Source organism: Arthrobacter sp. JUb115 (assembly GCF_004365035.1).
In the GTDB taxonomy this organism is placed as follows: Bacteria; Actinomycetota; Actinomycetes; order Actinomycetales; family Micrococcaceae; genus Glutamicibacter.
In genome coordinates this window covers 49,287-62,081 of record NZ_SOBS01000009.1, presented here as the reverse complement: position 1 = coordinate 62,081, position 12,795 = coordinate 49,287, and the positions used below count along the sequence as shown (strand labels likewise).

12 protein-coding genes are annotated in these 12,795 nt (G+C 53.5%); 9 read left to right on the top strand and 3 right to left on the bottom strand.

Annotated features, from left to right (window positions below):
• Window positions 1-3 precede the first annotated feature (3 nt).
• The gene (locus tag EDF61_RS14725; protein ID WP_133834560.1) at window positions 4-678 is read left to right on the top strand and encodes a hypothetical protein; all 675 of its coding nucleotides are present in this window, start codon (window positions 4-6) and stop codon (window positions 676-678) included.
• Entirely contained in the window at window positions 672-1,682 is a 1,011-nt protein-coding gene (locus EDF61_RS14720; RefSeq protein ID WP_133834559.1) for a hypothetical protein, read from the top strand. The genes EDF61_RS14725 and EDF61_RS14720 overlap by 7 nt, the downstream gene beginning before the upstream one ends.
• An 86-nt stretch (window positions 1,683-1,768) precedes the next feature.
• Here the strand turns inward: EDF61_RS14720 and EDF61_RS14715 are convergent, their stop codons facing one another.
• Window positions 1,769-2,569 carry a hypothetical protein gene (locus tag EDF61_RS14715; RefSeq protein WP_133834558.1) on the bottom strand — a complete coding sequence of 267 codons (801 nt, stop codon included), beginning with the start codon at window positions 2,567-2,569 and terminating at the stop codon, window positions 1,769-1,771.
• 175 nt (window positions 2,570-2,744) lie between these two features.
• On the opposite strand from EDF61_RS14715, the gene EDF61_RS14710 reads away from it, so the two are divergent.
• From EDF61_RS14710 to EDF61_RS14680, 7 genes are all read left to right on the top strand, one after another.
• Window positions 2,745-4,556, top strand: coding sequence for a hypothetical protein (locus tag EDF61_RS14710; protein ID WP_133834557.1), 1,812 nt, complete (start codon window positions 2,745-2,747; stop codon window positions 4,554-4,556).
• Entirely contained in the window at window positions 4,557-4,781 is a 225-nt protein-coding gene (locus EDF61_RS14705) for a hypothetical protein (RefSeq protein ID WP_133834556.1), read from the top strand. It begins immediately after the preceding gene.
• 142 nt (window positions 4,782-4,923) lie between these two features.
• Window positions 4,924-7,941, top strand: a complete 3,018-nt coding sequence (locus EDF61_RS14700) for a LysM peptidoglycan-binding domain-containing protein (RefSeq protein ID WP_166650832.1) — start codon at window positions 4,924-4,926, stop codon at window positions 7,939-7,941.
• A gap of 40 nt (window positions 7,942-7,981) precedes the next feature.
• A complete protein-coding gene (locus tag EDF61_RS14695) occupies window positions 7,982-8,569 on the top strand; it encodes a prepilin peptidase (protein WP_166650831.1) in 588 nt (195 codons plus the stop codon).
• A gap of 15 nt (window positions 8,570-8,584) precedes the next feature.
• Window positions 8,585-8,821, top strand: coding sequence for a DUF3263 domain-containing protein (locus EDF61_RS14690; protein ID WP_133834553.1), 237 nt, complete (start codon window positions 8,585-8,587; stop codon window positions 8,819-8,821).
• Window positions 8,822-8,929: 108 nt separating this feature from the next.
• On the top strand, window positions 8,930-9,592 hold the full coding sequence (locus EDF61_RS14685) for a hypothetical protein (RefSeq protein ID WP_133834552.1): 663 nt from the start codon (window positions 8,930-8,932) through the stop codon (window positions 9,590-9,592).
• A gap of 41 nt (window positions 9,593-9,633) precedes the next feature.
• Entirely contained in the window at window positions 9,634-9,891 is a 258-nt protein-coding gene (locus tag EDF61_RS14680) for a glutaredoxin family protein (RefSeq protein WP_133834551.1), read from the top strand.
• An 804-nt stretch (window positions 9,892-10,695) separates the two neighbouring features.
• Here the strand turns inward: EDF61_RS14680 and EDF61_RS14675 are convergent.
• Both EDF61_RS14675 and EDF61_RS14670 read right to left on the bottom strand, forming a co-directional pair.
• The gene (locus EDF61_RS14675) at window positions 10,696-11,682 is read right to left on the bottom strand and encodes a hypothetical protein (RefSeq protein ID WP_133834550.1); all 987 of its coding nucleotides are present in this window, start codon (window positions 11,680-11,682) and stop codon (window positions 10,696-10,698) included.
• A gap of 451 nt (window positions 11,683-12,133) precedes the next feature.
• Window positions 12,134-12,745: a hypothetical protein gene (locus EDF61_RS14670; protein WP_133834549.1), complete on the bottom strand. Its 612-nt coding sequence runs from the start codon at window positions 12,743-12,745 to the stop codon at window positions 12,134-12,136.
• Window positions 12,746-12,795: the final 50 nt, after the last annotated feature.

Sequence of the window (12,795 nt, the reverse complement as noted above, 5' to 3'; positions counted from 1 at the left end):
AGCATGAAAACCATGAAGACCAAATACATGATTACCGCATCGACCGCTGCTTTGGCCCTACTCCTTGCCGGCTGCAGCCAGACTACTGAACCAGAGGGCGGTACGTCCCCAAGCACTAAACCTGCGGCGAGCGCTTCTGTTGATTCTTCGGCCAGTTCTTCGCCGGTGGCTTCAGGGAGTGTATCGGAGAGTGGTTCGGGGGAGTCGAATGGTTTTGAACCGGTGACTACGAAGCCTGGTCCGGATGTATCGGTGGATGCTGCCTTCGAGACCATGAAGCGTTTAGTCGCTGTCGGTAATAAACAGATGGAGGCAGGTGATACTTCTACCGAAGACTTGGCTAAATTCGCCGTTGGAGACAAATTCGCTTCCACAATGAAAACTCTGAATGGTCTCAAGAAAGAGAAAGCTACTGCTAAAGGTGGCGTAGAGGTGGAAGAGATATCTGGTTACTCCTCCTCTGTAATTGAAGGCAAGAAGGAACTTGAAGATCATGTCGTGTATTTGGAAGTCTGCAACGACACCAGCAACGTCGAGATAACGCTTGCTAACGGAAAACCAGGGGAGAAGCCAGAACTGCTTAGGGCAATTCTAGACGTCAGAGCACAGTATGACACTGAGCTGGGACGTTGGGTTATCGCTAAAACAGAGTTCAAGGATGGTGGCGTGCCATGTTAGTCAGACGCCTTGTCGCGGTTTTCACGCTATTAGCATTTGCGCTGGTGCCTTTTACGGCGAACGCCAGCATGCTTCCCACGATCAAACTACCTAAACAGCTTGTCTGCGACGACTGGGGTTCTTGTGTGAATAAGGAAACCCAGAATGGCAACAACGGTGAGGGGACGAAGACTCGTCCTATCGGTAATACGGAGAATCCTAAGGGGAAGAATAAGGGGCCGTCGAAGTGCGAGAACACCCATGGTACTGAGATTCCTTGCTCTGATAAGGAGCGGGGTGTGTGGAGCGCGGGGGATGAGTGCTACTGGCAGCTGAGGAATCCGCAGAAGGCGCCACCTCCAGGTAAGGACCCGTCGAAGGGTGCCTGGTATGTATGTTCGCCTGCTCCCAAGGATTGCTCGCACATTGATAAGGACGATTCCATTGCGTTGAACCTTTGTGAGCAGAGCCCGAGTATCTATGCTCCGCGACTGGAATGGCGTGATACCCCGCCCCCTGGCGTCGATCAGTTGACTCCTCCTCAGGCCGCGAAGCGGTTTATTGATACGTTCCAGCTGGAGGGCGTTGATTTCACTTCTACCATTGCTCAGAAGGATTCTGGTGCGGTGAATTTGCCGGTGTGGTTGTGGGTTCCTGCTGAGAATCAGAAGCCGTTGAATTGGGGTCCTTATAAGCGTTCGAAGACTCTTGGCGGAGTAGCGATTACTGCTGACGCCAAGGTGACCAATGTGAAGTACTCGATGGGAGACGGGGGATCGGTGTCGTGTAATGGTGCTGGGCAGCCATGGATCAAAGGTTCCGGGCGGACGGATTCTCCGAGCTGTGGCTACCGGTACTCGAAGATGAGTCCTGGCGATGGTTCACGGCCGTATGAGATTACTGCTCGTGCGACGTGGAAGGTGACGTGGACTGGTGGTGGTGAATCTGGCACTGTGACGACGTTTACTGAGTCCACGGGCAATGGTTATGTTGGTGAGCTGCACGTGCTCAACAGCCGGGATTAGTTTGTAGCGCCGGTAGGGTGTTGTTTGTGGGTCTGGTCTGGAATTGCTTGATGGGGGAGCAGTTCTAGACCAGACCTTTTGTGTTTCTATGTAGTTGGTGGCATTGAGTGGCGTGCCATGAGTTCGCCGGCATGGTTGTAGCAGGCGAGGCGGGCGTCTGTGCCGATGTCGCTGCCGCTGCGCTCCACGCGGGCTTTCGCTTCTTCCATGCAGTCTGGGGCTGTGCATGTGGCGTCTGATGGGCCGATGAACATGGCGTCGATTTTGAAGCCAGCGCTGATGCCGGCTGCCCTGAACTTATTGAGGGGTTCGGCCCAGGTTTTTGGCCAGTAGTCGTCGGTTGAAACTGCTGTGTTGGGGAAGAATCGATGGGCGGTGGCGATGGCTGTTGCGCGGGAGGTGTGCCAGGCATCATTGACCTTGTCTGGAGCTTTAAAGATGAGATTGGGAGTATATGGGTTCCATACTGGGTCATCTTCGGGGTCTAGGAGGTGAATTGCCCAGGTGTCTGGGCTCATCAGATGCACCAGGCCTATGAATTGTCCGTTGGGTGCCCAGATGATTTCGCGTTGGGTGTCGGGGAGGATGCTTGTAGTGCGGAGCATTGATGCTCTGTTGATTAGGAGCCATCCTTCAGGAATCCATTTATAGATTTCGGTGACTTCTTCTTCGTTGCATTCGTTGGCTCTTGTCTCGAAGAAGAGGTTGAGGGCGGCTGAGGTCTTACGGATGCCTTGAAAGTCGCGGGTTTCATTGGGGTTTGTGACGCTACGAATTCCGACAGCCCACCGGGAGAGGAAGCTGTCTTTGAAATGGTGCCAGGCCCCGTTGCCGTCCGCTGTCATCAGACCGATCTCGGGCAGCTTGGTCAAAGTTGGTTCGGGCATGATTGTCCTCTCGCTTTGGTTGCTTCATTTCAGCGTATCGATTGGCTCCTACTGTTAGGGATCTAATAATCACCAAACTTAACTAAAATTTTTTTTAGCCGATATTGATTAGCGGTGAATCTTTTAGATACTGTGGAGAGTGATACGGAAAACGCACCTGCCGGAAGGTAAAGCAATGGGCTTGTTCTCACGCAAGAAAATGGCCACCAAGCTGGAAGTCAGCATCGGACGTGTGTCCCAACTGGCATCGACAGGTGCACTCATTGAGCCGATGGAAGACGATGAGAGCGGACACAAGGGATGGCCAGCAACGTATGTCGAGGAAGTAGCCGGCCGAAAGAAAGGCCGCTCCACTTCACGCAGCATCTACAGCTTTGCCCCAGCAACATCACCCGCGATCCGAGAGACCGACGGCATCATTGAGAACCCTGAAACCCATGAACAGGCTTGGGTGCAATTCTTCAAAACCAATTCAGGACACATCGGGGTGATCACGCCACTTCAAAGGACCAAAGAAGTCGCCCCACCACCATATAAACCGGTTCTGCAACGCGTGCCCCTCTACTCCGAGCTTGGAAGTAGTGAACTGGCCCTGATGACCAACGCTGTTTCATTACTCAACGAGTTGACTATCTATGACGTTGCCTGGGTCTATGTACGACGCGATGACCTCTATGAAGTCGTGATCTCAGAGGCCCCAGCAATTCGGGAGAACAGCCCTCGCTCGTTATGGGAAGTTGACCGCGAGCTCAAAACCGAGAAGGTCTCTCACCAAACGCTGAGCACAAAAATGGGAAGAAAAATTCCCTTGATTGATCTTCCCACGGCCGCTGCAGTCGAAGATTGGAATCGAGCAGACAAAACGCCAATCACCAGAGACCTGGAATGGACACGAAACTTCAACCTGGCGCTCTCCGCTTCAATTCTTACCGGCCTTGAACAAGGCGAACAAACGAAAAGCGGGGCTACAGCAAGAGTAAGAGCTGAGGCGCTTAATCTTGCCGTAGCAAGGCTTGCAGCTGAGATCGAGTGGGGCAGTGCCGGAGCGTGGGCGATTCGCATTCCCAAGGAAAGTCAAGAGCACGTTGAATACATCGTCAAAACTGTGGAGCCTGACCTCAGCATCGAACAAGCAACAGTCAAGCAAAGCAAAGCCGCTGCTCTTACTGCTCCTGCGGCGAAGAGACAAGAATACGCGAACGAGCTCTATGATTTGATCTACTCAAAGTTCGGCAAGTATGGCGACTCTCCTGAAGAGGTCACAGCCTATGCCTTGGGCCTAGGCATCACAGCGCTCTGCGATCTCACGATCGATGAGATCAAAGAAGAAAACCCCGAAAGTCAGCCACGGTTCCCGGTGCGCAATGATCTTCGCAGCTTTGAGAAGCACCAACAACGAATCTTCGAGCGCTACTGTTCAGAACTCCTTGACTTGGACGAGGCGAATTCACCAGAAGCTCGGCAATTACTAGACGTGCTGACGGCAGAAGAACGCCGAATGCTCGTTCGAGGCCATGGGAACTACGAGTTGAAGAAGGACCGTGATGGCAATCCCGTGCTTCTTCAGGCCAAACAGAGGTATGACGATGATCCCTACACCAAAGTTTCGGTAGTTGTCCCAGTGACCATGCACCATCAAACTTCCCGATACGATCATCTCAAGAACTTCGATTACATCGTTATACCCCCGTATCTACAAGACGGGCCAATATTCATCGTTGTGGACGACGCATTGCATCTAATGCCATTCGCCGAAGGGAATCCAGGTGGATTCACCCATGGCTACCGTGGCATCGGCCCGCAGAAGCTGCAGAAGGCGCTCACCGGTTTCCTGCAGTGGTCACAAGGCGCCCAAATGACTGACGAGGGCAAGGAACGGATTGCCAGCCTCATTGCCAACGCAGCTCAACACAGCGCACTGCAAATCACTCGCGAACAAGTCGTTCGTCCCGGAATGTATGCAGCTTCGTTAGACCAGGAACAGTAGATGAAAAATCAGCGCAAGCTTCCTGAAAATCACCAGTTCCAGCCCTGGCCAACGCAGAACAGCAAGGCACCGTGGCGAGGGACAAATAAATTTTCGCCAACTGTGACCGGTTTTCACCCAGAGAGGGGCTATCCCCTGATGGAAGGCGTTGTTTGCGTTTCACAAGGTGGTACGTCCCCCTTGGTACAAGGATCGAAGATTGAGGTCAACGATGAAATTAGTTAAAGGCCTAGCGGCCCTCATAGTCCTTCTTGGGCTCATTGCGGGTCTGCCATTTGCTCTTTTCGCTGCAGCCGGCAACCCACTAGAACGCCTGCCTGATATCCTTCAGCTAGCATCGCGCCCAGACTACGGGCTCATCATCACGATGAGCACAATTCTCCCGCTACTTGGCTGGGGCTTCTGGCTCTATTTCATGCTCTCAGTGCTTATGGAGTTGCCAGCAGCCATCAAGGGGATCAAAGCCCCACGCATCAAGGGCTTCGGCTCCGCCCAAGGCATCACCGGGGCATTGCTGGCAGCTGTGATCGGCATCTTCGGTATCGCTGGCCCAGCCAACGCCGCCACTGTAGACACCTCCATGAGCAGTCACACGGTGATCTCTGCACCGCAACAATCCGGCAATGTCACCATCGACCAAAAGGCAGCTGCGACCGCAGCACAGAAAACCGACGGCCCGGAAACGTTCAAACACACTGTCCAATCAGGCGATACGCTCTGGGGACTGGCAGAAAAGCACCTCGGTGACGGCGCAAAGTACAAGAAGATCCTGGACTGCAACCCAGGCATCACCGACGCCGACGAGATCTACGCCGGCACCACCATCAACATCCCCAAGATCAAAGCGTCCACTGCGAAATCCGCACCGAAACCTGTCAAGACAGCACCCACCAACGAGTCCGTTCAACAGACCCAGAAAGACACCGCAAGCTCCTCTGAGCAAGACCACACCAATAAAGACGTCTCCGAGGCACTCAGCGCTCCAGCACCTGTTGCTACCCCAGAAGTGCAGGCCGCAGACGAAGCTCCCGCTGTTGAAACCTCCGAGGGCGATCAAGCAGATGACAGCTTCATGGGCAATCAGCTGCTCCAGACCGCTACCGGCATTGGTGGCCTGCTCGCAGCAGGAATCCTGGCACTACTAGGCCGCCGCCGCTTGCACCAGCGCCGCATTCGCACCGCAGGGCAACGCACAGAAGCAGTGAGCGAAACAGCCGCGCGAACCGAACGCGAACTACGCGATGTCGAAGACCCGCTAACCCAAGCCACCATCGATGCAGCACTACGCTTCCTCGGATCCTGGGCCAAAGAAAACGGTACGTCCCTCCCCAAGATCTTCTGCCTCCGCGCAGCCACCGGCAGCTTGACGTTCTACCTCTCAGAAGCCGCAGAACTACCTGCGCCGTGGACTAAAGACGACGTCGACGGTACGGTATGGAGCCTAGCTCCTGACGACGTACCAGACGCCGAAGAAGGCAGCGAAGCACCGTACCCGGCCATGGTCACTTTGGGCGAAGACACCAAAAACGCCCAGATCCTCGTCGACGCCGAGTACATCGGCGCCCTCGGCGTGGAAGACCACCACAACGGAACCAGCCACGAAATCCTCACCGCACTGGCCGTAGAGATGGCCTGCAGCCCATGGGCCGAGCAACTGACCCTGAGCCTTTGCGGAGTTGCAGATGACCTCCCATCAGCCCTCGGCACCGGACGAGTCACCAGCTACGAGAACATCCCAGAACTGCTGACCATGCTGGAAGGCAAAGCAGCTGACGTCAAAGCTGCCATGGAAGCCGCCGGTACCGAAACCATGCATCAAGCAAGGGTGCTCTCTGGACAATCCTGGATGCCAGAAATAGTCCTACTGGGAATTGAACCCACCGACCGGCAGCGTCACCAACTACTGAACCTCGTTGGCCAGATCCCGCGCCTGGGCATCGCAGCGATCACTGCAGGCTTCACCATGGGCGACTGGAAGTTCAATGTCGACGATGACGGCTATGCCACCCTCGACCCCTTGGGTCTGTCGCTGAAACCACAGAAGCTTGACCAAGAACAACAGCAAGCTGTGATGGAACTGCTGGCCAAGAGCAGCAAGCAGCCACAAGCACCAGCAAACGGTACGTCCCCTCAGAAGGAATTCAACGACGAAGAGTTCGTCGTTGAGCTTCGCGCCGTCCCCGAAACAAATGAAACGCTCGTTGAGCCTGGGACAACTGGCCAAGCAGAGCCGGAACAGCAGGAGGTGCCTGCAGAACCAGTTGGCTCCGAACAGCCGGAAGAAGAGGCCTCCTCACCTCAGATCGAAGCAACCGATGCCATCGCACAGGAACACGAAGCTACCGAAACGATTGCGTCTGCAGCCGACGAAAACGCGGAAAGTCCAGATAGCTCACTAGAGCCAGAGGCTCTAGATGCTGCTGGCGCAGAAGACGCGCAGACTACCGTCAGTGACGAAGCCAAACCAAGCCTGGAGATCGTCAAAGACCAGGAGCCTGCAGCTGTTCCCGCAGACGGTATGTCCCCTGTAAACAGCGACGAGCTCGATAACCCTGAAGCTGAGCTGGATTCAGAAGCCCAGCAGCTATTGGCATCCCTCGCTGAAGAAAAGGTCCCAATGATCCGTCTTCTGGGCACCGTCGATGTCCTCAATACACGGGGCAAAATGCCGCTTTCGCCAAATAGTGGAAAAGAATCACCAGGTACTGCAGCCCGCTGCATCTCACTACTGGCCTATTTGGCCATGAATCCAGGGGCAACCACCGAGCAGTACAACGAAGCCTTCTGGCCAGGAACACAACCTTCAGGAGCCAAAGGCGCGCAGAACCGCAACAAGCTGGCCAACCTCACCCGTGACTATCTTGGCCAGGATGAAGATGGCACCATGCTCTTCCCGCACGCCCGCAACGAGCGATACAGCCTCGACGAACGAGTGATGTGCGACTGGACTATTTTCACCAAGCTCATTGGGAACAACGTCTACACCGTTTCCCTGCCTCGACTCATCGCCGCCATAAAGCTGGTCCGCGGTGCACCATTCGAAGGGATCCGCCCGAAGAACTACCTCTGGAACACTGAGCTGCACACCGAAATGATTGAACTGATCACGGAAGCAGCGCACGAACTAGTAGACCGCGCCATGGCCATGAAGAACCCAAAGCTTGCCCGCCTCGGAGCCACCGTCGGTCGTATCGTCGACCCTGCCAACGAGCAGGCCTGGCGAGATGCGTTGAACGCCGAGTACATCGCCAAGAACCGCAACGCGGTACAAGAAATCGCTGACAAGTTGCAGGACTACCTGGGCGCCTACGGAGATGACGACGAGCCAGCTGACGAGACTCAAGAGCTGATCAACCAGCTGCGAGAGGTCGGATATGTCGCCTAACCCCGGAACCCCAGGCACCAGCCGTGGTGCGGTGGCCTTCATGAAAGCAGAAGCAGCGCGCATGAAGGCCAGCGATGGTATGTCCCCGGCCGTAAGCATTCCCATCAGCGTTGCCTGCACACTGCTCCTGGTACTGCTGATGCAACAGACCATCCTGCTGTACCAAATGCCGGCCATGGCACTATCGCTAGTTTTCGGTGCACTGGTCAGCATCAAAGACCTCAAACAGCGGCGGGTCCCAGATGCCTACACTCTGCCTTGGACCGCAGGGCTCCTGGCAGCCTTAGCCATGGTCATCGTCATAGTGCCCCAAGGATGGTCTATTGCCGGGCAAACCCTGGCTCTTACCGGCGTACATGTCGGCTTCTACGGCCTGCTGCTTCTCGGCAAGGCCACCAGCATGGGGGACCTCAAGCTCAGCTTGCCACTCGGCCTGCTCCTAGCTCCCTTAGGCCTCGGTCCCATGATTTGGGCTGTCGCCCTGGCCGGAATCACCGGGCTGATCCACGGCTTGGTACTCAAACGCCAAGGCCAAAGCTCCTATCCGGCAGCTCCCCATATGGTAGTTGCCGCCCTACTCGTTTCCACTCTGGCGATCCTCGCCGAGCTTTCTCAAGTACTTCTCTAACCCAAGGACGAGACCATGGACAATGAAGAGCAGCACCTAGACGAGCTATCCCAAAAAATCCTGGACTTCGAAACCAAGCACTGGAAATACGCGGGCGCCAAAGAAGCGGCTATTACCGAACAGTTGGGCCTGCAGCCAACGCACTACTACCAACTGCTCAACCGCCTTATTGAATCAGACCAAGCCCTGGCCCATAATCCCATGCTGATCAAGCAGCTTCGCGGTAAACGCAGCACCAGGCGCCGACTGTAGTTCAAGTAAAGCTGGCTCATACAGGAACCCCCATGGCTGAAATGCCACCCGTTGGCGACCGGCAAGCTAAGCCACCACCAATCAACGAATTCCGGAAAGATGAGATTCATGAGTTCCCCAGCAACTGGCCGTTCCCGTACCGTCAACGAGATCTCCAAAACTCCGTGGTGGTATGTCCCCGGTGCTGCAGGAATCATGGCGGCAGCCTTCTCCCGGCACGAGCCAGGAGCAGGAATGATGCGCGTGATCACCTACCCGGTTTACCTTTCCCTTGCCTTCGGAGCGAAGCTTCGTGGACGGCTCTATCAGCAGAATCATGCGGTAGGGATCGTCAATGACCTCAAGCCATCGGCGGCCCATAGGCTAGCCGACATGCTCGGCCTTCTAATCGTTTTGATCTCACCTTTCTTGGCGGCTTCGCTCATTGATCCTTTCGGTATCTGGTGGGGCCTGGCACTGGCCTATGCTTTCGTGCCGGTCCTTGCCGTCCGTCGGCAGGGGAGCAGGAGCGCTGAACGGGAAATGAGCCGGAAGAAGCTCGCTAAAGATCTTGGACCGACTGGTGTTGAACTCAGCTGCATTGCCCGCGGAAAAAAGTCGGCTTCTGGTGACGGAAAACTTCTCATCCAGGGGCTAGCTCATCAATACCAGCAGAACCATACTGTGGGGTTGGTTGCTCATACTGACAAGCACCTGACGTTGTATGCGCTCATGGGATTCAAACGCATTGGAACCACGCTGGCCATGAAATATCCAGCTGCAGGGGAGTAGCGACAACTACGATACGTCCCCTCTAAAAGAAGGGGACGACCATGCTAGAGCTATTCTCGAAACCACACTGCGGCCCATGCACCGGAATAAAAAACTACCTGGAGAGCCGCAACGCCGATTTCAAGATCCACGACGTTACCGCTGAGCCGGACGCACTCGAACGCCTGAAAGACCTCGGCTACATCCAAACCCCTGTCGTCTTCGATACCCATACAGGCGATCACTGGTACGGATTCGACCCCACCAAGATCGACGCGGCCATCACAGCAGCGAACGCCCTGGAATTATCGGTTCATTAGACGGCCAGGTCCCCACAGACATGAGCTAACTGAGGGTGGCAGTCGCTGGAAACCTCACCTTATTAACCCGCCATCTTGTCGGAGGAAGAAACTTATCAGCGCAGCCGGTTATAAGGCAACAACCTTCACTCGATGAGAGCGCATGAAACAGGAAAGATTCCTGTTTTACCCGAAGGCAGATATACGGAGCCTAGGGGATGGGTAGCGGTTGAATGTCGACATTCGTGGTTCGGGGCTGGCGCGATTGTCGAGCTTCCGTAGGAGGAAGGCGAGAACGAGTCAGTAGCCGAACTTCTCGCCCACTTGCTTACGAGCGCAGGTAATAACGGATAGGTTTTCTGCTGCAGTGACTAGCGAATCAGTCAGAACAAGGGGAATGGATAGGTTCAGGACCTTCAACCGTTGGTTCCTAAACCGTTATGTCGAGTCCAAACCAATATCCCGATCCTGAATCATCGCATGAAACAGATCAGAATATTAATACCGAAAAAGTGCCTATGATTACAGGAAGACTTAGGACCAATGAAAGTAACATGGCATATTCAGATAACCGATGGTTCCTGGGGAGGGAATCCTTGAAATCTCGCGAAATCAAAAATGACACGAGAAGTCCGATCGGAGGGATTGCGACGGCGAGGACAAATAGGAGTACAGTACGGAACCTTACAAACTCCACTGAACTGGTCGAGTCAATGATAATCACCTATCCCTAAGAACCTTAGACATACCCTTGTAAAGTATGTGGCACTTCGAAAGTATACCAACAACTAGGCCCCTAACGCCCGGCCAGTATTAGGCTGTAAACTATGTATCTCGTTTCATGTTTTTCAGTTGTTTGCCCGAAGTGATAATAAAACAGAGAATTAACGAACAGCTGATACCCAAATAAAATGTCTGCAAGATATTGGTCACCCCTATGGCAAAGTCGTAAAAGACAAAGCCCATTAAAGGCGAAACTGCAGAAAGTATTGAAAATGCAAGTATAAGAGCGAAAAGTTGAATCAAAAATATTTCAATAACTGCAACGATCGTTGATTCGTGCCTTCTGAATCCCAAAGTCATATACAAGAAGAACTCGTGCCGACGAATAAAAATACATAAACTGGCAATCAAGCCAGTCAAGACCCCGGCAGCTACCCAATAATATTGTGATTGCCTTTGGCTCCAACGCTTTTCGATACTTTCAATATCAGTATCAGAAACTTTTTCAAGGGATAGACTTTCGATCTCATGAAAAAACGAACTTAATAACGGGATAACTTTCGTTTGCATTGCTGGAGAAATCTTTATCCAACATTCGGCTACATCTGACGTAGACCTGTACTCTTGGAATACCCACCTGTTCATACCCTCAGAAATAGGTGTAGAGGTCACTCTGTTCAGAGCCTGGGGTTCCCTGTCGCCAGGGAACTTGATCTTCGTCTCGCCAATTTCTTTGATAAGCTCCTCTGTCACCGTATATTTAGTTGCAGGATCAAAATGCTTTTCAAAAACAATTAACATGAAATTTCCGTCTACTTTAGAGACGGTTAGCAAGGTTCCAGGTGCCTTATTGGAAGGCAAAGATTCCTTTTTATATAACATGCCAACTGTTTCGACACCTGAAATATTTTCCGTTCTCTTGCATAGTTCATTGTCTATTCCGCCATCTGCGCGTGCGACAACAATTCCAGCACCTGAGCTAATTGCGACTTCAATTTCAGTGCGATATGTGCGAGCAGCTAATGATTCAGTTAAACATACCCCAAACAAGATTGAAGATAATAGAATTTTCGAATAAGTTGAGACCATTCTGTAATAATCATTGAACTGACGACAACTTGCCCTTGTTCCTTTCTTGCCCGAATCCTGGCAACTGTTACGAATACCGGAAATTCATTCCGTTCGCTTCAGTATCTTCGCAGCACAATGGTCACCGTTAGACTATTTTCCGTTCCTTCACTGTTCAGACATGTTTCAGATCGATGATCAGTAACTTCATGTTCTACCGTCAGTTTTGGCATTTTCGATCCGGTAACCGGTGCCGCGAAAATGGAATCAAGTCATAATATGAGGCTATAGAGGGCCTGTAGGTCAAAAGTGAGTTCGTTTCAGGCAAGAAAAAGCGCCCCGGAGAAGAGGTTGATTGTCAGATCATTCCTCGCAGCTTCACCACAAAGGGAAGCCTCGCGAACGGGGCGCTTTCATATAAATTGTAACAGGCTAGAAGCCTTGCAGGCAGGCCAAACTGGTATGTCCCCGACTATTTACCTGCCAGCAATTGCTGAATGCGTTGGGGAGTCATTCCCATCGCAGCAGCGATCTCATTGTTTCTCCAACCGGCCTTGACCAAGCCCCGAATTCCTTCCAACCGATGCTGCTCCGCCTTCAGGCGTGTAGCTTCTGCCTCGACTGCGAGCTGGCGCCCTGTCTCGAAGTGCGCAGCTTGTTCAGCGGGGAATTCAACGGTGACGTCGACAACCAGTTCTTCTAGCTCGATCCCTAGTTTTTCCGCAGCTTTCATGCGACTCAAGGACCAAGCCCGCTGTAAGGTGTTGGCCTCTACCAGGATGGATGGATCTTCAACGGAAACAGTCCACCCGTTGCCATTGGTAGTCCTGACCGCTGTTCCGGCCACGTGCGTCTGCGCATCGGTATCTTCTGGAACCGAAGTCCGCTCAGACGCTGGAAGCGGCTTCCCGTTCTTTATCCAGGCTGCAAGCTTCTGCGGGCTGTACCGGCGAGCGCGTTCGCCTGGTTCTGGTGGGGTGCGTAGGTCGAGGTTGGTGCCGTTGAGTTGGGACATGAGGTAGCGGAAGTAGGCGGGTTTGATGCCTGCTTTGTCGGCTGCTTGTTCGAGGGTGAGTCCGCGCATGGGGTTGTCCTTGGGTGAGGTTGATCTGACCTTCCTAATTGTAGCAAATT